At 67.7% G+C, this 22,314-nt stretch carries 16 protein-coding genes; 10 read left to right on the plus strand and 6 right to left on the minus strand.

The genetic code is table 11. The features are described from left to right. Positions 1-41 precede the first annotated feature (41 nt). From OK015_RS08475 to nudC, 4 genes are all read left to right on the plus strand, one after another. Positions 42-3,191 (plus strand): ATP-dependent helicase, encoded by a 3,150-nt coding sequence (locus OK015_RS08475; protein WP_268130684.1) that lies wholly within the window; start codon positions 42-44, stop codon positions 3,189-3,191. Further along, positions 3,188-6,505 carry an ATP-dependent helicase gene (locus OK015_RS08480; RefSeq protein WP_268130686.1) on the plus strand — a complete coding sequence of 1,106 codons (3,318 nt, stop codon included), beginning with the start codon at positions 3,188-3,190 and terminating at the stop codon, positions 6,503-6,505. Before OK015_RS08475 ends, OK015_RS08480 begins: the two co-directional genes overlap by 4 nt. 89 nt (positions 6,506-6,594) lie before the next feature. Further along, positions 6,595-7,665: a potassium channel family protein gene (locus OK015_RS08485; protein WP_268130689.1), complete on the plus strand. Its 1,071-nt coding sequence runs from the start codon at positions 6,595-6,597 to the stop codon at positions 7,663-7,665. Then, complete coding sequence (gene nudC / locus OK015_RS08490) at positions 7,665-8,588, plus strand: NAD(+) diphosphatase (RefSeq protein WP_268130691.1); 924 nt, start codon at positions 7,665-7,667, stop codon at positions 8,586-8,588. Before OK015_RS08485 ends, nudC begins: the two co-directional genes overlap by 1 nt. 4 nt (positions 8,589-8,592) lie before the next feature. On the opposite strand, the gene OK015_RS08495 is transcribed toward nudC, so the two are convergent. Beyond that, entirely contained in the window at positions 8,593-9,261 is a 669-nt protein-coding gene (locus OK015_RS08495) for a sensor domain-containing protein (RefSeq protein ID WP_268130693.1), read from the minus strand. Positions 9,262-9,316: 55 nt separating this feature from the next. Further along, positions 9,317-9,571, minus strand: coding sequence for a mycoredoxin Mrx1 (mrx1, locus tag OK015_RS08500; protein WP_268130694.1), 255 nt, complete (start codon positions 9,569-9,571; stop codon positions 9,317-9,319). Positions 9,572-9,704: 133 nt separating this feature from the next. Here mrx1 and OK015_RS08505 point away from each other — a divergent pair, with 133 nt between their 5' ends. The 3 genes from OK015_RS08505 (at position 9,705) to OK015_RS08515 (ending at position 12,493) form a co-directional block, all read left to right on the plus strand. Then, positions 9,705-11,816, plus strand: coding sequence for an ATP-dependent DNA helicase UvrD2 (locus OK015_RS08505; protein WP_268132542.1), 2,112 nt, complete (start codon positions 9,705-9,707; stop codon positions 11,814-11,816). 120 nt (positions 11,817-11,936) lie between these two features. Further along, positions 11,937-12,089 (plus strand): hypothetical protein, encoded by a 153-nt coding sequence (locus OK015_RS08510; protein ID WP_268130696.1) that lies wholly within the window; start codon positions 11,937-11,939, stop codon positions 12,087-12,089. A gap of 134 nt (positions 12,090-12,223) precedes the next feature. Continuing rightward, complete coding sequence (locus OK015_RS08515; protein WP_268130698.1) at positions 12,224-12,493, plus strand: WhiB family transcriptional regulator; 270 nt, start codon at positions 12,224-12,226, stop codon at positions 12,491-12,493. Here the strand turns inward: OK015_RS08515 and OK015_RS08520 are convergent. From OK015_RS08520 to OK015_RS08530, 3 genes are all read right to left on the minus strand, one after another. Beyond that, entirely contained in the window at positions 12,490-13,830 is a 1,341-nt protein-coding gene (locus OK015_RS08520) for a macrolide-binding ATPase MABP-1 (protein WP_442791222.1), read from the minus strand. The two genes, OK015_RS08515 and OK015_RS08520, sit on opposite strands and share 4 nt — an antisense overlap. Positions 13,831-13,877: 47 nt before the next feature. Continuing rightward, a complete protein-coding gene (locus OK015_RS08525; protein ID WP_268130702.1) occupies positions 13,878-14,732 on the minus strand; it encodes a cyclodehydratase in 855 nt (284 codons plus the stop codon). 104 nt (positions 14,733-14,836) lie between these two features. Beyond that, positions 14,837-16,222 carry a zinc-dependent metalloprotease gene (locus OK015_RS08530; protein WP_268130704.1) on the minus strand — a complete coding sequence of 462 codons (1,386 nt, stop codon included), beginning with the start codon at positions 16,220-16,222 and terminating at the stop codon, positions 14,837-14,839. A 77-nt stretch (positions 16,223-16,299) separates the two neighbouring features. Here OK015_RS08530 and OK015_RS08535 point away from each other — a divergent pair, with 77 nt between their 5' ends. From OK015_RS08535 to OK015_RS08545, 3 genes are read left to right on the plus strand one after another with little or no spacing between them, the layout of a single operon-like run. After that, positions 16,300-17,322, plus strand: a complete 1,023-nt coding sequence (locus OK015_RS08535) for a YlbL family protein (protein WP_268130705.1) — start codon at positions 16,300-16,302, stop codon at positions 17,320-17,322. A gap of 58 nt (positions 17,323-17,380) precedes the next feature. Further along, positions 17,381-20,362: a UPF0182 family protein gene (locus OK015_RS08540; protein ID WP_268130707.1), complete on the plus strand. Its 2,982-nt coding sequence runs from the start codon at positions 17,381-17,383 to the stop codon at positions 20,360-20,362. 6 nt (positions 20,363-20,368) lie between these two features. Further along, a complete protein-coding gene (locus tag OK015_RS08545) occupies positions 20,369-21,277 on the plus strand; it encodes an SDR family oxidoreductase (RefSeq protein ID WP_268130709.1) in 909 nt (302 codons plus the stop codon). Between the two features lie 11 nt (positions 21,278-21,288). Here OK015_RS08545 and OK015_RS08550 read toward each other — a convergent pair whose 3' ends face one another. Then, positions 21,289-22,233, minus strand: coding sequence for a GlxA family transcriptional regulator (locus OK015_RS08550; RefSeq protein WP_442791279.1), 945 nt, complete (start codon positions 22,231-22,233; stop codon positions 21,289-21,291). Positions 22,234-22,314 lie beyond the last annotated feature (81 nt).

A 22,314-nucleotide genomic window follows, 5' to 3' on the forward strand; every position in this document is an offset into this window, starting at 1 on the left:
AGCCGGATCGACTTGTCAGACCCTCGTGATGTCATGCCCGTATGTCGTTGACCTGGGGAGCCGAGGCGCGGGCCGTTCTCGCGCCGGATGCACGCGGCCTGATCCGAATCCTCGGCGGTCCGGGCACCGGGAAGAGCAGCCTGCTGGTCGACGCCGCGGTCGCCCAAGTCGAAGCCGGTGTCGCCCCGGAATCGGTTCTGCTGCTTACCGGTTCGGGCCGGATCGGGATGCGGCAGCGCAGCGCGTTGACGATGGCGATGCTGCGGGCCACCGTCGCGGGCCGGTCCGCGATCCGTGAGCCGTTGGTACGCAGCGTGCACAGCTACGCGTACGCGGTCTTGCGGCGGGCGGCCGAGCGTGCCGGCGACGCGCCGCCGCGGCTGGTCACCAGCGCCGAACAGGACGCCATCATCCGCGAACTGCTGGCCGGCGACCTCGAAGACGCGGGTACCACAGCTTGGCCGGCGCATCTGGTACCGGCCCTGAGTACCGCGGGATTCGCCACCGAGCTGCGGAACCTGTTGGCGCGCTGCGCAGAACGCGGTGTGGATCCGCAGGAGCTGCAGCGCCTCGGCCGTCGGTGCCGCCGACCGGAATGGACCGCGGCGGGCCGATTCGCGCAACAGTACGAGCAGGTGATGCTGCTACGAGCGGCGGTCGGGACTGCAGCGCCGCAGGCGACGACGCCGGCGCTGGGAGCGGCAGAATTGGTGGGCGCCGCGCTGGAGGCTTTCGCGGTCGACGCCGAGCTGTTGGCCGCCGAGCGGGCCCGGGTCCGGGTCTTGTTGGTCGACGACGCCCAGCAACTCGACCCCCAGGCCGCCCTGCTGGTTCGGGTGCTGGCGGCGGGAAGTGAACTGGTCCTGGTCGCCGGGGACCCCAACCAGGCGGTGTTCGGTTTCCGGGGCGGCGAGCCGGCCGGGCTGTCCCCGGCGAGCGGGTGGTGCCCCCAGGACGGCGACGCACCCTCGGTGACGCTGACGGAATCGCATCGGTGTGCACCGGCGGTGGCGCGCGCCGTCAGCGGCATCGCGCGACGGTTGCCGGGCAGCAGCGAGGGTCGGCAGATCGACGGCACCGGGGTGGAAGAGGGATCGGTCACGGTGCGGCTGGCGGCGTCGGCGCACGCGGAGTCCGCGATGATCGCCGACGCGCTGCGCCGTGCGCATCTGGTGGACAACGTGCCGTGGTCGCAGATGGCGGTGATCGTGCGGTCGGTGCCACGTGTCGGCGCCGGGTTGCCGCGGGCGCTGGCGGCCGCCGGAGTGCCGGTGGCCGCACCCGCGATGGGCGGGTCGCTGGCTGAAGAGCCGGCGGTCCGGGCGATGCTCACGGTTTTGGCCGCGACCGACGAAGGGCTGGACGGCGATCAGGCTTTGGCGCTGCTGACCGGACCCATCGGCCGCGTCGACCCGGTCTCGCTGCGGCAGCTGCGCCGGACACTGATGCGCGGCAAACCCACCGATGAGACAGTGAGTTTCGGTGATCTGCTGGTGGCCGCGCTTGGCGCCGGAGCGCCGCGGAGCTCGGGGTCCCGCTCGCTGCAGCGGGTGCGTGCGGTCCTGGACGCGGCCGCACGTTGCCACCGCGACGGCCAAGATCCGCGCTACACGCTCTGGGCGGCGTGGCATCGGTCCGGTCTGCAGCGTCGCTGGTTGACGGCCAGCGAGCGCGGCGGCACCGCCGCTGCCCAGGCCACCAGGGATTTGGAGGCGGTGACCGCGTTGTTCGACGTCACCGATCAGTTCGTGTCTCGCACACCCGGCGCCTCGTTGCGCAGCCTGGTCGAGCACGTCTCGGCGCTGCGGCTGCCCAGCGTCAAGACCGAGCCGTCGGCGACGGTCGAGCAGGTCCGGGTCCTCAGCGCGCACGCCGCGCTGGGACACGAATGGGACGTGGTGGTCATCGCCGGCCTGCAGGATGGGTTGTGGCCCAACACTGTTCCGCGCGGCGGTGTGCTGGCCACGCAGCGGCTGCTCGATGTCATGGACGGCGTGTCCGCGGCTGCCTCGGTACGTGCGCCGCTGCTCGCCGAGGAACGCAGGCTGTTGGTGGCCGCGATGGGCCGGGCCCGGCACCGGCTGCTGGTGACCGCCGTCGACAGCGACACCGGCGGCCAGGGTCAAGAGGCCGCCCTGCCCTCGCCGTTCTTCTTCGAGATCGCGCAGTGGGCTGACGAAGGCATCGATCTGGTTGCGGCGCCGGTTTCAGCGCCACGAGTGCTGTCAGCCTCGGTGCTGGTCGGCCGGTTGCGAGGTGTGGTCTGTGCGCCTGACGGCGCGGTGGATGACGCAGCTCGCCGTTGCGCGGCAATGCAATTGGCCCGGTTGGCCGATGCTGGTGTCCCGGGCGCCGACCCGGCCGGATGGCACGGCTTGACCGCGGTCAGCACCAGCGAGCCGCTGTGCGATCGCAGCGATCCGGTCACGCTGACGCCGTCGACGCTGCAGACCCTCAACGACTGTCCGCTGCGCTGGCTGGTCGAACGGCACGGCGGAACCAACCCGCGGGAGCTGCGGTCCACGATCGGCTCGGTGTTGCACGCGCTGATCGCCGAGCCGGGCAAAACGGAAGCGCAATTGTTAGCCGAATTGGAACGGGCTTGGGAGCACCTGCCTTTCGATGCCGGTTGGCATTCGGCCAATGAGCTGAACCGGCACCGCGCCATGATCGAGGCGTTCATCGAGTGGCGAGCTCAGACGCGAGGCGAGCTGCGGGAGGTCGGCGTCGAGGTCGACGTCGACGGAGTCCTGGCGGTGTCGCGCGAGGACGGTGGCGAAGTCCGGTTGCGCGGCCGGGTCGATCGGCTGGAACGCGACGGGTCCGGGCGGCTGGTGATCGTCGACATCAAAACCGGCAAGACACCGGTCAGCAAGGACGATGCCCAACAGCACGCTCAGCTGGCGATGTACCAGCTCGCGGTCGCCGAAGGCCTTGTCCAGCAGGGTGCGCCCGGCGTGGAGCCCGGTGGCGGGCGGCTGATCTACATCGGCAAGAGCGGGGCGGGCGGCGCCACCGTCCGGGAGCAGGATCCCTTGACACCGGCCGCGCGCGACGAATGGCGCGACCTCGTCATGCGGGCGGCCGACGCGACCGCCGGTCCGCAGTTCGTCGCCCGGCGCAACGACGGCTGCTCGCACTGCCCGATACGGCCGTCGTGCCCCGCCCACACCGAAGGGTCCACACCATGACACCGCGCTACAGTCCGGATGAATTGGCCTGTGCGCTGGGGCTTTTCCCGCCCACCGCCGAGCAGGCCGCCGTCATTGCGGCGCCGCCGGGCCCTCTGGTCGTGATTGCGGGGGCGGGTGCGGGCAAAACCGAGACGATGGCGGCGCGGGTGGTGTGGCTGATCGCCAACGGGTACGCCGAGCCCGGCCAGGTACTGGGACTGACGTTCACCCGCAAGGCCGCCGGACAGCTACTGCGCCGGGTCCGCTCCCGACTGGCCCGGTTGGCCGGTGTCGGCTTGGGCGCGGCCAGCCCCGGCGCCCTCGACTCCACGGGAACCCCGGCGGTCAGCACGTATCACGCATTCGCCGGTTCGCTGCTGCGCGATCACGGGCTGCTGCTGCCCGTCGAACCCGACACCCGCTTACTCGGCGAGACTGAGCTGTGGCAGCTGGCCTTCGATGTGGTCAACCGACATGCCGGGCAGCTGCGCACCGACAAGACGCCGGCCGCCGTCACCTCGATGGTGTTGCGGCTGTGGGGCCAGCTCACCGAGCACCTGGTCGACACCGACCAGCTCCGCGACACCCACCTGGAGCTGGAAAGGTTGATTCACGCCCTGCCCGCCGGGCCCTATCAACGCGACCGTGGGCCGAGCCAATGGCTGCTTCGGCTGCTGACCGTGCAGACCGAGCGCACCGAACTGGTACCGCTGCTCGACGCGTTGCAAGAACGGATGCGCACCGCGAAGGTCATGGACTTCGGTGTGCAAATGGCTTCGGCGGCACGGCTTGCCGCGGACTTCCCGCAGGTCGGCGCCGACCTACGCAGCCGCTACCGGGTGGTCCTGCTCGACGAGTATCAGGACACCGGCCACGCTCAGCGCGTCGCCCTGTCGGCCCTGTTCGGCGGTGGCATCGACGACGGGTTGGCGCTGACGGCCGTCGGTGATCCGATTCAGTCGATCTACGGTTGGCGCGGCGCCTCGGCGACCAACCTGCCCCGGTTCACCACCGACTTCCCTCGATCCGACGGCACTCCCGCGCCGGTGCTGGAGCTGCGCACCAGCTGGCGCAATCCGCCCAGCACGTTGCACGTCGCCAACGCGATTTCGGCGGAGGCGCGACGCCGATCGGTGGCCGTGCACGCGTTGCGGCCCCGCCCGGACGCCCCGCTCGGCACCGTCCGCGCCGCCCTGCTTGCCGACGCGCAGACCGAACGCGAGTGGATCGCTGACCACCTGTCCTCCCACTACCAGCGGGCACACGCCGACGGCGTCAGCCCGCCGACCGCGGCGGTGCTGGTGCGCCGCAACGCCGATGCCGCACCCATCGCCGACGCGCTTCGCGCGCGCGGGATCCCCGTCGAGGTCGTCGGGCTGGCCGGGCTGCTTTCCATCCCGGAGGTGGCCGAACTGGTGGCCATGCTGCGCCTGGTCGCCGATCCCACGGCCGGTGCGGCGGCAATGCGGGTACTGACCGGTCCGCGCTGGCGACTCGGTGGCCGGGATATCGCCGCGCTCTGGCGGCGCGCGGCGGCCCTCGGCTCCGGACGGTCCACCGTGGCATCCTCGGCCCAGTCGATCGCGATGGCAGCCGGCCCCTCCAACGTAGAAGCCGACACGGCGTGCCTGGCCGACGCGATCGGCGATCCCGGGCCGCCCGCCGCGTATTCGCCTGCGGGATATCAACGCATCACCGCGCTGGCCACCGAGCTGAGCACCCTGCGCGGACATCTCGGTCATGCACTGCCCGACCTGGTCGCCGAGACGCGACGCGTGCTGGGCGTCGACTGCGAAGTCCGCGCCGCGGCGGGTCACGACGGCTGGGCCTGCGCCGAGCACCTCGACGCCTTCGCCGATGTGGTCGCCGGCTACGCGGAACGAGCAAGCGCGACTGACGTGTCGGCGGCGGGACCGGTCATGGGTCTGCTGGCCTACTTGGATGCGGCCGAGGCCGTCGAAAACGGCTTGGCGCCAGCGCCGTTGACGGTCGCGCGCGATCGGGTTCAGGTGCTAACCGTGCACTCCGCGAAGGGTCTGGAGTGGCAAGTAGTCGCGGTGGCCCACCTGTCCGGCGGAACGTTTCCGTCGACCGCGTCGCGCAGCAGTTGGCTCACCGATGCCGCCGAGCTGCCGCCGCTGCTGCGCGGTGATCGCGCCTCGGCGGGCGCACTGGGCATCCCGGTTCTGGATCTATCGGACGTCACCAATCGAAAGCAGCTGTCGGACAAGATCTCCGATCATCGTCGGCAGCTGGATCAGCGGCGCATCGACGAAGAGCGACGACTGTTGTATGTCGGGATCACCCGGGCCGAGGACACGCTTCTCGTGTCCGGGCATCACTGGGGTCCCACCGGGATCAAACCGCGGGGACCGTCGGAATTCCTCTGCGAACTCAAGGACGTCATCGACCGGTCGACCGCCGCTGGTGACCCCTGCGGGGTGGTGGAACAGTGGGCTCCGGCGCCGGCCGACGGAGATCGAAATCCACTGCGCGACAATATCATCGAGGCCGTTTGGCCCGCCGATCCGCTCTCCGGGCGCCGTGCCGACGTCGAACGCGGGGCCGAGCTGGTGGCCACGGCGATGGCCGCGAACACAACGCAAGACTGTGTCGACGTGGACGGCTGGGCTGCCGACGTCGACGCACTACTGGCCGAGCGCGCCCGCTGCGAACGACGGGTCGCGCGCGAGCTGCCCAGTCAGTTGTCGGTCAGCGGTCTGGTGGACCTGGCCCGCGACCCGGAGGGGGCGGTGCAGCGCCTGGTGCATCGACTGCCGACGCGACCGGACCCACATGCGTTGCTGGGCAATGCCTTCCACTCCTGGGTGCAACAGTTCTACGGAACCGAGTGGTTGTTCGAGCTTGGCGACCTGCCGGGTGCGGCGGACCCCGATCTCGGCCACACCGAAGAATTGGCCGCGCTGCAGGCGGCATTCACCCGATCGCGATGGGCGGCCCGCAGTCCCGTTGCCGTCGAAGTCCCCTTCGAGATGCCGATCGGTGACACCGTGGTGCGCGGCCGCATCGACGCGGTCTTCGCCGAGCCCGACGGCGGCGCCACGGTAGTGGACTGGAAGACGGGCGAGCCCCCGCGCGGACCCGAGGCGATGCGACAGGCCGCCGTCCAGCTCGCCGTCTACCGCTTGGCGTGGGCGGCGTTGTCTGGATGCCCGGAATCCTCGGTGCGGACCGCGTTCCATTACGTGCGCACGGGCGTCACCGTCGTCCCCGACGAATTGCCCGATCTCACCGAGCTGGCCGGGCTGGCGCCGGCAAGCGGGTGGTACCCCGAGAGCGACTCCGCGGGCCGGCGCGATGTCGCCGTCTGAGGCGATCAAGTGTCTGCCGCCCGGCGATCGTGGTTACATTTGAGTCGTGCGTGTGGCGTGCGGTGTTGTCCGGCCGATGACGGACCACTGTGCCCACGGGTAGGTTGCGACGGCTGCGGGGTCTCGACGAGAGACTGACCGCTCAGCCCGGTCACTTGCTGGTCGGCGTGCTGCGCATCCCCGAAGACCACGGCAGCCCGGCCCGAGTCATCACCCGCAGGCTGATCATCGCGCTGCTGCTATTGTTCGGCGCCGCCGTCGTCGTCTACCTCGACCGCAACGGCTATCGCGATGTGCGGGGCAAGCAGCTGACGTTCCTGGACTGCCTCTACTTCTCGGCGGTGTCGCTGTCGACCACCGGGTACGGCGACATTACGCCGTATGCCGAGGCCGCGCGCCTGGTCAACACGGTCGTCTTCACCCCGTTGCGGATTGCGTTCCTGGTCGTGTTGGTCGGCACGACGCTCGAAGTGCTCTCCGAGCGGTCGCGGCAAGGGTGGAAGATTCAGCGTTGGAGGAACAGAGTGCGTAACCACACCATCGTGATCGGCTACGGCACCAAGGGGAAACGGGCGGTGGCAACCATTGTCAGCGATGAGGCCGCCGGGGGTGAGGTCGTCGTCGTCGACACCGATCGCGGCGCTCTCGAGCACGCCGCGACCGCCGGTCTGGTCACCGTGCACGGCGACGCCACCAAATCCGACGTACTGCGGCTGGCCGGGGCTCAGCACGCGTCGTCGATCATCGTCGCCGCCAACCGTGACGACACCGCCGTGCTGGTGACGCTGACGGCGCGCGAGATCGCGCCTAAGGCCAAAATTGTGGCCGCCATCCGGGAGGCCGAGAATTCGCATCTGCTGCAGCAATCGGGCGCGGACTCGGTGGTGGTTTCCTCCGAGACCGCGGGCCGGCTACTCGGTCTTGCCACCACCACACCCACCGTCGTGGAGATGATCGAAGACCTGCTGACTCCGGATGCCGGCCTGGCCATCGCGGAACGCGAAGTCGAGCAGAGCGAGGTCGGCGGATCACCGCGACACCTGCGCGACATCGTGCTCGGCGTGGTGCGTGACGGACACCTGATTCGCATCGGTGCACCCGAAGTGGACGCCATCGAGGCCACCGACCGGCTGCTCTACATCCGAGACGCGGGGTACTAGTGGACTTTCAACTGAGCAGTGTCCCGTTACTGTCGCGCGTCGGCGCCGACCGGGCCGATCAATTGCGGACCGACGTCGAAGCAGCCACCGTCGGATGGGCGGAAGCCGCGCTGCTGCGGGTGGATTCGCGCAATCAGGTGCTGGTCGCCAACGGCCGCGTGGTACTCGGTGCGGCGTCCCAGCTGGGCGACAAGCCGCCGCTTGACGCGGTGTTCCTCGGCCGCATCGAGAACGGCCAGCACGTCTGGGCCATCCGGGGAGCGCTGCAAGCGCCCGAGGACCCTGACGTCCAAACCGAAGTCGTGAACCTGCGCAGTCTCGGCCCGATCTTCGACGACACCAGCAGCCAACTGGTGTCGTCGGCAATCGCGCTGCTGAATTGGCATGACAAGGCCCGATTCAGCGCGGTGGACGGCTCCTTGACGAAACCGGCCAGGGCGGGGTGGTCGCGAGTCAACCCGGTCACGGGGCACGAGGAGTTTCCGCGCATCGACCCGGCGGTCATCTGCCTGGTGCACGACGGCGGTGACCGCGCGGTGCTGGCCCGCCAGGCCGTGTGGCCCGAGCGAATGTTTTCCCTGCTGGCCGGATTCGTCGAAGCCGGAGAGTCTTTCGAGGTCTGCGTGGTCCGGGAGATCCGTGAGGAAATCGGCCTGAACGTGCGCGATGTTCGTTACCTGGGCAGCCAGCCGTGGCCTTTTCCGCGTTCGCTGATGGTCGGTTTCCATGCACTGGGCGACCCCGACCAGGAGTTCTCGTTCAACGACGGTGAGATCGCCGAGGCGGCGTGGTTCACTCGCGACGAGGTGCGCGCGGCGCTTGCCGTCGGTGATTGGAGCAGTGCTTCGGAATCGAAACTTCTTCTGCCCGGCTCGATTTCGATCGCACGGGTCATCATCGAATCCTGGGCCGCACTCGACTGAGGCGCTAACGGATGCGGTCGGCGATGATCTGCAGAACCGAGTTCGCGATCTGATCCGCCGATTCGAGACCCACCACGCCGACCGACACCAGATAAGCAGACTCGGTGCGGTACAGATGGCTCCACTGGTGGGCGCTGAGCCGCAGCGTCGACGGATCCGGTCTGTCGAGGGTGAAGCTGTAGTTGGGATCGTGCAGATCCATACACGCTTGCAGCGACGATTCCAGCTGATGGAATGCGCCTTGCGCCGCGCCGGGGTTCACATAGCGCGCCGCCGCCTGGGTGACGCCATTGATCATGGCCCTGCCCAGCGGCTGTATATCGTCGGTGACCCCGTGATAACCCGCCGCGCGAAATTCCGTCCAGTTGGCGCCGAACGTGAGGTCGTTGTGACCCACCACCCGACACGGGCCCGGGGCATTGGCGTCCGAAGGCGCCGGCTTATTGAGGTCGGCCTCGGCGCGGTCGAGATCGTCGGCTTTGGCGATGCGCCGGACGTCGTCGAGGCCGACGATCATGTCGTCGACATGGGTGGCGGTGGGGTGCGACTTGGCCGGAGTGCTCGAATGCGAGCAGCCCGCCATCAGCATCACCGCGCAGCAGGCGAGGCCGGCGGACCGCAACGCTGCTTTATTAATTGCGCGATTCTTTCGCCGCCGCGAATTCGTCGCCATAGTCCGTATCGTAAAGCGCTTGAGACTTGTTGAGCAGCGTCAAGTTTGCTGCGGCTCAGCCGGCGACCTGGGCCAGCTTCGCTTTCACCTCGGCGGCACTCGGGTTGGTCAGCGTCGACCCGTCGGCAAACTTCACCGTCGGCACGGTTCGGTTGCCACCGTTGACCGAACCAACGAATTCCGCGGCCGCCGAGTCGTGTTCGATGTCGACCGTTTCGTAGGGGATTCCGTTGGACTTGAGCACGGTCATGAGCCGGTGGCAATAACCACACCATGAGGTCGTGTAAACGATAATCGGAGCGTTGCTCATAGCTCGATAACGTAACCCGGCGACGATGCGTTCCGCGCCGGGGGCACTCGCGCCGGGGGCACGTAGGTGGACGGCACGTGTTCGGCGTGGCGAAACACCCGGTTTGTCGGCGACCGCTGCCAAGATGGACGGCATGCCGATGGTCGCCGACCCCCTGACCGCCGGACTCGACGACGAACAGCGCGAGGCCGTGCTGGCACCGCGCGGACCGGTTTGCGTACTCGCGGGCGCCGGAACGGGCAAGACCCGCACCATCACGCACCGCATCGCCCAGCTCGTGGCGAGCGGCCACGTCGCCGCCGGACAGGTGCTGGCGGTTACGTTCACCCAGCGTGCGGCGGGGGAGATGCGATCCCGGTTGCGGATGCTGGACGCCGCGACAGCGCAGACCGGATCGAGCGTCGGCGCGGTGCAGGCCCTGACTTTTCACTCGGCCGCGCACCGCCAATTGCGGTATTTCTGGCCGCGGGTGGTGGGTGACACCGGCTGGCAACTGCTGGACACCAAGTTCGCCGTCGTGGCCAGGGCGGCCAGCCGAATCAGGCTCAATGTCAGCACCGACGACGTGCGTGACCTGGCCGGTGAGATCGAGTGGGCCAAGGCGTCGCTGATCGGTCCCGAGGCGTACCCGAACGAGGTCGCCGCCGTGGGCCGCGACATTCCGCTGGACGCCAAGAAGGTCGCCGACGTCTACGCCGCCTACGAGGCCCTCAAGGTTCGCGACGAAGCGGTGACGCTGCTCGACTTCGACGACCTGCTGTTGCACACCGCGGCCGCGATCGAAAACGACGCCGCGGTCGCCGAGGAGTTCCGCGATCGCTACCGCTGCTTTGTCGTCGACGAGTACCAGGACGTCACCCCGCTGCAGCAGCGGGTGCTTTCGGCCTGGCTGGGCGACCGGGACGACCTGACGGTCGTTGGCGACGCCAACCAGACCATCTACTCGTTCACCGGGGCCTCGCCGCGCTTCCTGCTCGACTTCTCACGGCAGTTTCCGGACGCCACGGTGGTGCGCCTGGAGCGCGACTACCGCTCCACCCCGCAGGTCGTATCGCTGGCCAACCAGGTGATCGCCGCGGCACGCGGCCGGGTCGCCGGCAGCAAGCTGCAACTGTCCGGTCAGCGGGCACCGGGTCCGGTGCCGTCGTTTCACGAGCACACCGACGAAACCGCCGAGGCCGCCGCGGTGGCCAGGTCGATCGCCACCCTGATCGAATCCGGCACCCCGGCGTCCGAGATCGCGGTGCTCTATCGCGTCAACGCTCAGTCCGAGATCTACGAGGAAGCCTTGACCGAGGCGGGCATCGCCTACCAGGTTCGCGGCGGCGAAGGCTTCTTCAACCGTCAGGAGATCAAGCAGGCGATGGTGGCGCTGCACCGCCGTGCGGAGCGCAGCTCCGAAAAGGGCCTGGAGGGGCCGTTGCCCGAGGTGGTTCGCGCGGTGCTGGAACCGCTGGGCCTGACGGCCGAGGAACCCGTCGGCACCCGGGCCCGGGAGCGCTGGGAGGCGCTGACCGCGTTGGCCGAGTTGGTGGACGACGAGGTGGCGCAGCGTCCGCAGCTGGAACTGCCGGGCTTGGTGGCCGAGCTGCGGATCCGGGCCGATTCGCGACACCCACCGGTGGTGCAGGGTGTCACCTTGGCGTCGTTGCACGCCGCCAAGGGGCTGGAATGGGACGCGGTGTTCCTGGTCGGATTGGCCGACGGCACCCTCCCCATCTCGCACGCATTGGCCCACGGTGCCGAGAGCGAGCCGGTGGAGGAAGAGCGTCGCCTGCTCTATGTCGGAATCACCAGGGCCCGAGTGCATTTGGCGCTGTCCTGGGCGCTATCGCGCAGTCCGGGCGGTCGGCAGAGTCGTAAGCCGTCGCGTTTTCTGAACGGTATCGCGCCCCAGACCCGTGCCGAACCGGCGCCGGGCAAATCCCGGCGCAAACAAGGCGCTTCGCGGTGCCGGATATGCAATAACAACCTGACCACTCCGGCGGCGGTCATGCTGCGGCGTTGCGAGACGTGCGCCGCCGACATCGACGAGGAGTTGTTGTTGCGGCTCAAGGAGTGGCGGTTGGACGTCGCCAAGGAGCAGAAGGTGCCCGCTTATGTCGTCTTCACCGACAACACGCTGATCGCGATCGCCGAACTGCTGCCCGACGACGAAGCGGCCCTGATCGCGATCCCGGGTATCGGCGCACGCAAACTCGAGCAGTACGGGCCCGATGTCCTGGGTATGGTTCGCGGCCGCTGAAGGTAAACGCGCAGGTCAGAAAATCGGTTGTCAGTACGGTCGGCTACCATTTACTCTCGGAAACACATTTTGCTGTCGGCGCACGGCCGGCGCACGTCTAGCTGAGGGGAGGTGGCCACGATGATCAACGACACGTTCGAGGTAACCGTGGCCGGCGCGGTGCTGACCGCGTGGACCTCCCACGCCACCCCCGCCGCCGCTACGCCGGCGGCCGCGCTCAAGCATCGCGCCGCCGCCGCGACTGACGCGTCCGTGGATTGGGGTCTCACCTAACTACCCCGTCTACACCACATGGCCACGGACCCGAAGTCACCAGGATCCGTGGCCATAGTTTTGGGTCGGCAAGCCCGCAACCTGGTCCGGATCACCGAAGAAGGACACCCAACCAGGAAGCAGGTGAGCAGGACATGTCGGCACTGACAGTCCCCAGACAACCGCCGCCGGTGTTGCCATGTCACGCCGGCGACCCCGACCTTTGGTTCGCCGAGACCCCGGCGGACCTGGAGCGCGCCAAGACGCTCTGCACGGACTGCCCGGTTCGACGGCAGTGCCTGGCCGCGGCGCTGGACCGTGCCGAACCGTGGGGGGTCTGGGGCGGTGAGATATTCGAGCGGGGCTCGATCGTGAGCTACAAACGTCCGCGCGGACGGCCCCGAAAAGGTGCGGTCGCTGCTTAGGTCGCCGCGCTGCCGGGTTCGGCGAACCCGGGGATCAGCTCTTCGGACAGCGCCTTGATCGGCACGTGGGCGTCCAGCTGGCAGAGAATCGCGGCCACCGACATGATCACCCGCATCGGGATGACCAGCTTGGGCGGGAGGTCCATCTGCCGGGCGGTGCGGATCTGCGACACCGACCGGTCGATCTCGACGGCCGACATCTTCTGCAGCCATTTACGGGTGTAGTGGAAAACCTCGACCTCGACCGGTTCGACGTACTGGCGCAGCATGTCGTCGATGTCGCGCACCGACACCTGCTGGCCTTTCTGGATGAAGCCGGCCTTCTCCATCGTCGGCAATAGCAGGTCGTAATTCTTCTCGCGGGCCAACCGAATGGTCATCCCCAGCTCGACCGGAAAACCACCGGGCATGGGCGCGACGGCGCCGAAGTCGATGACGGCCATCCGTCCGTCGGGCAGGAGCATGAAGTTGCCCGGGTGCGCGTCGCCGTGCAGCAGCTGCACGCGGCGCGGCGCGTCGAAGGTGAGCTCCAGGAGCCGGGTGCCGATCTGGTCGCGCTGTTCGCGCGTCCCGTCGCGGATGATGTCGGCCATCGGCACGCCCTGGATCCACTCCTGGACCACCACCTTGGGCGCGCTGGCCACCACGCGCGGCACCGCGAAGTGCGGGTGGTCGTGGTAAGCCTTGGCGAAGGCACGCTGGTTGTCGGCCTCCAGCCGGTAGTCGAGTTCCATCTCGGTGCGCTCGATCAGCTCGTCGACGACGCCCTGGACGTCGGCGCCGGGCGCGAGCTGTTTGGCCACCCCGACCATCCGCTGCATGGTCTTGAGGTCGGCCCGCAGTGCCTCGTCGGCACCCGGGTACTGGATTTTGACGGCCACGTCGCGGCCATCGGACCACACGGCTTTGTGTACCTGGCCGATGCTGGCCGAGGCCACCGGGGTGTCGTCGAAAGAACTGAACCGGTCTCGCCACTTGGTGCCCAGCTGCGCGTCGAGCACTCGGTGCACCTTCTCGGCGGCCAGCGGTGGGGCGTCCTTCTGCAGCTTCGTCAACGCTTCGCGGTACGGCTCGCCGTACTCCTCCGGAATCGCGGCTTCCAGCACTGACAGGGCCTGGCCGACCTTCATCGCTCCGCCCTTGAGCTCGCCCAGCACCTGAAACAGCTGGTTGGCGGCCTTCTCCAGCAATTCGGCCTGAACTTCGTCCTTCGACTTACCGGTCAGCCGCTTGCCGAAGCCCAATGCGGAACGCGCGGCAAAGCCGACCGGAATGCTGGCCAGCTTCGCGTTGCGTGCGGCACGCCCCCGTTTGATCTCAGACACAATCCCCATCATCCACGACCGGTGGTCAGTCTCGGGATTGATCTACCTAACACCTGGCGTCAGCACGAACACAGCGGATGCCTGGTCCACTGCCGGGTGACGATGGCGCCGGCGTGCAGGTCGAACTCGAGGGTGGTGTTCAGCGCCTGCGGCGGCCCGGGGTCGGGTCCCGCATCGTCGCCGCGCACCGCGGCGATCACGCGATTTACCTGGCTGAGCGCCAGCGCCGCGGTGGCCAGCAGGGTGGCCCGATCGGCAACGCCGACGGTCTCGCGCAGCTGGGCCGCGACCGCCGGCCACGCGGCGTCACGGTCGCTGCGATGTAGGTCCGCGCAGCCCAGGCAGCTGGTCACGCCGGGGATGACCAGTGGCCCCACCAGGCCGGTGCCGTCGCGCACTCGAACCGCCAGGTGCGCGACTCGCTGGCTGTGCAGATCGCGCACCATGCGCGGGTCGGCGACCAGATAGTCGGCCAGTATCACCAGATCCACCGCCGCACGCGATACCGCGGCATGCGGCTGGCTACTGTGCGCGATCCGCGCGCCCGAGCAACGCAGCGAGTCCATCAGCAGGTCCGACAGGGGCCCGCGGCCGTGCACCCGGATCGAGGCCGCCCGGCCGCCGGTCTGCCGGCAACCGCGGGTCACCACCCGGGCGCTCACCAGCTGCGCGACGAGATGTGCCAGGCCTTCGGTGTCGGTCAATCCGCGCTCGACGGCTTGGCGCTGCAACTCGGTGATCGACTGGGGTGATCGCATCGAGTGCAGTAGTCCGGCCAGCGCCGCCGCGGCCAGCCCGCGCGGCGGACGGACCAGCACCGCCCGGCGGGGATCCCAGCCCACCTGCACCGCACCGTCGGGGCGCAGCAGCACCGGCATTGCCGGATCCAGCGCATACATGGCGGTCCGTGGCATGAAACCAGACTGTGCCAGGCGCCCGGCGCAGGCCCGTTCAGTTATCCACAGAACCGGCAGCGCCCCTGCGCGAGCCCTTTTGCTACGCCGGCCGGACGCCCCGTTCAGCTCTCGGCAGAATCGCCCTGGGCGCCGGGGTCGTCTTGCTCGAGTTGTGCGATAGCCTCATCGATTCCGCTGGTATCTCCACCGATGATGCGGTCGATGAAGCCGGCGGGCTCGTCGAGGTCTTCGGCACCCGGCAACAGATCGGGGTGTTGCCAGACGCCGTCACGGGCGTCCACGCCGGCGGCCTCCGTCAGGCTCTCCCACAGCGCGGCGGCTTCCCGCAGCTTGCGTGGCCGCAACTCCAGGCCGACCAATGTGGCAAATGTCTGTTCGGCGGGGCCCCCGCTCGCCCGGCGCCGGCGCAGCGTCTCGCTCAGCGCGGCCGCACCCGGAATCCGGTCGCCCAGTGCCGCGGTCACGACGACCTGGACCCAGCCCTCGATCAGTGCCAACAGCGTCTCCAGACGTTCCAGCGCCTGGGTCTGCGCCGGCGTTGCCTTGGGCTCGAAAACGCCCTGGCCGAGCAGGTTCTCGATTGCGGCCGGATCGGACAGCGAGGCGGGGTTGAAGTCGCGCGCCAGCTCCTCGATCCCGCTCATGTCGATCTTCATGCCCGCGGCGTAGGCCTCGACGGCGCCCAGCAGCTGGCTGGCCAACCAGGGCACGTGGCTGAACAGCCGGTGGTGGGCCGCCTCCCGGGCGGCCAGGAACGTCATGATCTCGCTGCGGGGCAGCTCGAGCCCGGCGGCGAACGCTTCCACCGCGTCGGGCATGATCGCCGCCACGCCCTTAGGGCCCAGCGGCAGACCGATGTCGGTCGACGTCAGCACCTCGCGGGACAACCGGCCCAGGGCCTGGCCCAGCTGCGAGCCGAACGCCATACCGCCCATCTGCGACATCATCGCCATGAGCGGACCGGCCATGCCCTTGGCCTCCTCGGGCAGCGAAGACGCCCACACCGTCGAGATCTGTTGGGCCATCGGGTCGCACAGTCGCTTCCAGGTCGCCAGGGTGTTGTCCACCCAGTCGTTGGGGCTCCAGCCGACCGCCTTACTGGCGCCGGCGGGTAGCGCGGTGACACCGTCGAGCCAGGTATCGGCGAGGTGTACCGCATCGGCGATCGCGGAGTTCGTCGGGGCCGGGATCGGTGCGACGAATCCGATCGAGCTGGACGCGACCTGCCGAGCCAGCTCGTAGTTGACGGGTCCCGACGCGGTGCCCCCGGCCGCCATCGTGCCCGCATTGCTGAACATCTGACCCAGCTGCGTGAAGATTTGCCCGAGGTCACCCACGTTGAAATCCCCGCCCATGCCGAACCCGCCGAACGGATCGGACGCGCCCGAGCCGGACTCGGGATCTTTCTTCCCGTGCTTGTCGCGCTCGGGGTCGTCTCCATGAGAGAAGCCGAAAGGCAGGTCAGCCATGACACCAACGGTACTCACGCCGGAACAGAAGGCCCCATCCGCCGTCACGCTTGTAGCTGAACAAGCCAACGGGGTGTCCCGTTAGGGTTATCGGCGTGAACAGGCGGATTCTGACCTTGATGGTCGCGCTGGTGCCGATCCTGGTCTTCGGCGTGTTGCTCGCGGTGGTGACGGTGCCGTTTGTCTCGCTGGGCCCCGGCCCGACTTTCGACACGCTCGGTGAGGTCGACGGCAAGCAAGTGGTCGCGATCGAAGGCACGCAGACCCACCCGACGACCGGTCACCTCAACATGACGACGGTGTCCCAGCGCGACGATCTGTCCCTCGGCGAAGCCCTCACGCTGTGGTTCTCCGGACAGGAACAGCTCGTCCCGCGTGATCTCGTCTACCCGCCCGGCAAGTCTCGCGAGGATGTCGACAAGGCCAACGACGCCGACTTCAAAGATTCCGAGGACAGTGCCGCGTATGCCGCCCTGGGCTATCTGAAATACGCGCCGGCCGTCACCGTCGCGACCGTCACCGACCCCGGTCCTTCCCTGGACAAGCTGAAGGCCGGCGACGCGATCGACGCGGTCAACGGCACTCCCGTGGTCAATGTCGAACAGTTCACCGGACTGCTGAAGAACACCAAGCCCGGTCAGGTGGTGACGATCGACTTCCGCCGCAAGAACGAGCCGGCCGGCGTCGCGCAAATCACGCTGGGCACCAACAAAGACCGCGACTACGGCTTCATGGGTGTCGCGGTGCTCGATGCACCCTGGGCGCCGTTCTCGGTGGACTTCAACCTCGCCAACGTGGGCGGACCCTCGGCGGGCCTGATGTTCAGCCTGGCGGTCGTCGACAAGCTCACCACCGGCGATCTGGCCGGCTCGACGTTCATCGCGGGGACCGGCACGATTTCGTCCGACGGAAAGGTCGGCCAGATCGGCGGCATCACGCACAAGATGGTTGCCGCTCAGGAGGCGGGCGCCACGGTGTTCCTGGTGCCGGCAAAGAATTGCTACGAGGCGACCTCGGACAATCCGCACGGGTTGCGCTTGGTCAAGGTCGAGACGCTCGGCCAAGCGGTGGACGCGCTGCACGCGATCCAACAAGGAGCTCAGGCGCCGAGTTGCTAGCCCGCAACTCTGCGTACAGTTGTGACGTCCAGGTCACATTGATCAGGGAGCGTAGCTAGTGGGGATGCGTCCCACCGCAAGGATGCCGAAGCTGACTCGGCGCAGCCGGATTCTGATTTTGATCGCGCTTGGTGTGATCGCGTTGCTCCTGGCCGGCCCGCGACTCGTCGACGCCTACGTCGACTGGCTGTGGTTCGGTGAGCTCGGCTACCGCTCGGTGTTCACCACCGTGCTGGTGACCCGCATCGTGGTGTTCCTGATCGCCGGCCTGCTGGTCAGCGGCATCGTGTTCGCCGGTCTCGCGGTGGCCTACCGCACTCGTCCGGTCTTCGTTCCGAGCAACGACAACGACCCGGTGGCGCGGTATCGCGCCGCGGTCATGTCACGGGTGCGGTTGGTGGCCATCGGTATCCCGGCGGCAATCGGGCTGCTGGCCGGCATCATCGCGCAGAGCTACTGGGTGCGTATCCAGCTGTTCTTGCACGGCCAAGACTTTGGGATCAGGGATCCGCAGTTCGGTAAGGATCTCGGCTTCTACGCGTTCGAGTTGCCGTTCTACCGGCTGGCGCTCAGCTACCTGTTCGTGACGGTGTTTTTAGCCTTCATCGCGAACCTGCTGTCGCACTACATCTTTGGTGGCATTCGGCTGTCCGGCCGCACCGGCGCCGTGAGCCGTTCGGCGCGGATTCAGTTGGTCAGCCTGATCGGCACGCTGGTAGTGCTCAAGGCTTTTGCCTATTGGCTGGACCGCTACGAGCTGCTGTCACATACCCGCGGCGGCAAGCCGTTCACCGGTGCCGGGTACACCGACATCAACGCGGTGCTGCCGGCCAAGTTGATCCTGATGGCGATCGCGCTGATCTGCGCCGCCGCGGTATTTTCCGCGGTCGTCCTGAAGGACTTGCGTATTCCGGCAATCGGCCTGGTTCTGTTGTTGCTCTCGTCGCTGATCGTAGGCGCCGGGTGGCCGTTGATCGTCGAGCAGATCAGCGTGCGACCCAATGCCGCGCAGAAGGAAAGCGAATACATCGGCCGAAGCATCGCCGCGACGCGGCAAGCCTATGGGCTGACGGCCGATCAGGTGACGTATCGCAATTACAGCGGCGACAGCCAGGCCACCGCGCAGCAGGTCGCCGCCGACCGCGCGACCACGTCGAACATCCGGTTGCTTGACCCGACGATCGTCAGCCCGGCGTTCACTCAGTTCGAGCAGGGCAAGAACTTTTACTACTTTCCCGACCAGCTGTCGATCGACCGCTACCTGGACCGCAACGGCGCGCTGCGTGACTACGTGGTCGCGGCCCGAGAACTCAACCCGGACCGGCTGATCGACAACCAGCGCGACTGGATCAACCGGCACACCGTCTACACCCACGGCAACGGATTCATCGCGTCGCCGGCCAATACCGTGCGGGGCATCGCCAACGACCCCACCCAGAACGGTGGCTATCCAGAGTTCCTGGTCAACGTCGTCGGCGCCAATGGCAGCGTCGTCTCCGACGGGCCCGCGCCGCTGGACCAGCCGCGCGTCTACTTCGGGCCCGTCATCGCCAATGCATCGGCCGACTACGCGATCGTCGGACGCAACGGTACGGACCGCGAATACGACTACGAGACCAACACGGAGACGAAGAACTACACCTACACCGGCCTCGGCGGAGTCCCGATCGGCGACTGGCTGTCCCGCAGCGTGTTCGCGGCCAAGTTCGCCGAGCGAAACTTCTTGTTTTCCAATGTGATCGGCTCCAACAGCAAAATCCTATTCAACCGGGATCCGGCCGACCGGGTGGAGGCGGTGGCGCCGTGGCTGACCACCGACAGCGCGGTGTACCCGGCGATCGTCAACAAGCGCCTGGTGTGGATCATCGACGGCTACACCACTTTGGACAACTACCCGTACTCCGAACTCACGTCGCTGGAGTCCGCGACTGCCGACTCCACCGAGGTGGCGTTCAACAAGCTCGGTCCCGACAAGCAGGTCTCCTACATCCGCAACTCGGTGAAGGCCACGGTGGACGCCTACGACGGGACCGTGACGCTCTACCAGCAAGACGAGCAGGATCCGGTGCTGAAGGCCTGGATGCAGGTGTTCCCCGGGACGGTGAAGCCCAAGAGTGACATCAGCCCGGAGCTTGCCGAGCATCTGCGCTATCCCGAGGATTTGTTCAAGGTGCAGCGGATGCTGCTGGCGAAGTATCACGTCAACGACCCCGTGACGTTCTTCTCCACTTCTGATTTCTGGGATGTGCCGCTGGACCCGAATCCGACGGCTAGCAGCTATCAGCCGCCGTATTACATCGTCGCGAAAAACATTGCTAAGCAAGATAACTCATCCTCGTATCAGTTGACGAGCGCGATGAACAGGTTCAAGCGGGACTATCTGGCCGCCTATATCAGCGCCAGCTCCGATCCCGCGACGTACGGCAAGATCACCGTGCTGACGATCCCGGGTCAGGTCAACGGTCCGAAGCTGGCGAACAACGCGATCACCACCGACCCGGCGGTATCCCAAGACCTCGGGGTTATCGGGCGAGACAACCAAAACCGAATACGTTGGGGCAACTTGCTGACGCTGCCGGTTGCTCAGGGTGGGCTGCTTTACGTCGAACCCGTCTACGCCTCGCCGGGGGCCAGCGACGCCGCCTCGTCCTACCCGCGGTTGATCCGGGTCGCGATGATGTACAACGACAAGATCGGCTATGGCCCCACCGTCGGGGACGCGCTCACCGGGTTGTTCGGGCCCGGTGCGGCCGCGGCCGCGACCGGGATCGTGCCCACCGATGCCGGTGGGCCCCAGACCCCGCCCGCGAGTCCGCCAACGCCGGCCGCGGCACCGGGCTCTCCGGCACCCCCCGCGGCAGTGCCCCCGGCTCCGGACGGGTCGACGACCTTGTCGCCTGCCAAAGCTGCTGCCCTGCAGGAGATTCAGACGGCGATCGGCGCGGCGCGTGATGCGCAGAAGAAGGGTGATTTCGCCGGCTACGGAGCGGCGCTGCAGCGGCTCGACGACGCCATCACCAAATACAACAACACGAAGTAGGCCGCTATGGGTCATGTCATTGTGGTTACCGGCGCATCGAGCGGGTTCGGCAGGCTGAGCGCCGAAGCACTGGCACGTGCTGGCCACACCGTCTACGCGTCGATGCGTGACATCAAGGGCCGCAACGCAGCTCAGGTCGAATCCGCGAATGACTTCGCCAGGGCGAATGGCGTCGACCTGCGGACCGTGGAAATGGACGTGCAGTCGCAGGCGTCGGTGGATGCCGCGGTTGCAGAGGTCGTCAACGCGACTGGTCGCATCGATGTGCTGGTCCACAACGCGGGGCACATGGTGTTCGGCCCGGCCGAAGCGTTTACGCCCGAACAGTTGGCGCAGCTCTACGACGTCAACGTGCTGAGCACGCAGCGGGTCAACAGGGCTGTGCTGCCGCACCTGCGGCGCCAGCAGCGGGGCCTGCTGGTGTGGGTATCCAGCAGCAGCTCGGCCGGGGGCACGCCGCCGTATCTGGCGCCGTACTTCGCAGCCAAGGCCGCGATGGACTCACTGGCCGTGTCGTATGCACGCGAGGTGGCCCGCTGGGGCATCGAGACGTCGATCATCGTGCCGGGTGCATTCACCAGTGGTACCAACCACTTTGCCAATGCCGGCTCGCCCGCTGACCAGTCGGTCGTCGACGAATACGACGCGGGTCCCTACCCGGATTTCGGGGCCCGGGTTCAGGAAGCCTTCAACGCCATCGTGCCCGCGGACGCCGATGTGGCCGAGGTAGCCGCCGCGCTCGTCGCGGTGGTCGACACTCCATTTGGCAAGCGGCCGTTTCGGATTACCATCGACCCGTCCCAGGACGGTGCCGATGTCGGCTTCGCGGTGCTCGATCGGCTCAAGGCCGAGATGCTGCATCGGGTCGGCCTGTCGGATCTCTTGACGCCGGCGATTTTAGCTAATCCGTTATAGTACAGCGGTTTTCATGCACACGCGGTGCGGAACCCATCCCGATAGGCTTTCGGGCTGATGCCCAGATGGCTGACGAATACCCGTCGCAGCGTTTCGCTGCTGCCGAAGCCCGCGAGGTGCGCCGTCTCCGTGACGCTTCGGCCGGCTTCCAGCCCGGCCCGCGCGAAATCGATCCGAACCAGCTCGACGTAGCGCGCCGGTGTCATCCCCAGCTCGGACTGAAACAGCCGGGTGAGCTGACGGGTACTCAACGACGCCTTGTCCGCGAGCTTCTTCACGCTGTGGTCACGAGCAGGATCGGCCGCGATCGCCTCGGTGACCGCGCGTAGCGGCGATCTCGGCGGCGGGTCGGCCTCGACCAACACCGAGAACTGCGATTGGCCGCCCGCGCGTTTGAGATAGACGACCAACCACCGGGCCACGTCACGGACCAGCTCGGTCCCGTAGTCCATCTCGACCAGCGCCAGCGCCAGGTCGATGCCCGACGAGATTCCGGCCGAGGTGAAGACCTCGCCGTCGCGGACGAAGATCGCGTCGGGATCGACGGTGATATCCGGAAAGGACCGGGCCAGTCGGCGTGCATCGTGCCAGTGGGTGGTGGCGCGCCGGCCACTGAGCAAACCGGCCTGCGCGAGGATGAACGAGCCCGTGCAAATGGAGGCCAGACGCCGGGTGCGGGCCGACACCGCTCTGATGGCCTCCACGAGTGCGGGATCGACGGCTCGCCCCGGCAGGTCGTCGCTGCCGGCGACCATCACGGTATCGGCGGAATCGATCGCCGAAATGCGGTCGGTGACACCCAATCGGGTCCCGAACGAGGTGATCACATCGGACCCGTCCAGCGACGCGATTCTGAGTCGGTAGTCGGCGCCGAACCGGTTGGCTTCGACGAAGACCTCACCCGCTCCCGCGACATCCAACAGCGTCACCCCGTCGAAGACGACGATGACCACCACCCGCGAACGTGTCCCGGCGTCAGCCACCCATCCATTGTGTCGCTTTCTGTGGAAAACACGTCCGGAACGACGAGGGTCGGT

It is taken from the genome of Mycobacterium sp. Aquia_216 (assembly GCF_026723865.1).
Taxonomy (GTDB): Bacteria; Actinomycetota; Actinomycetes; order Mycobacteriales; family Mycobacteriaceae; genus Mycobacterium.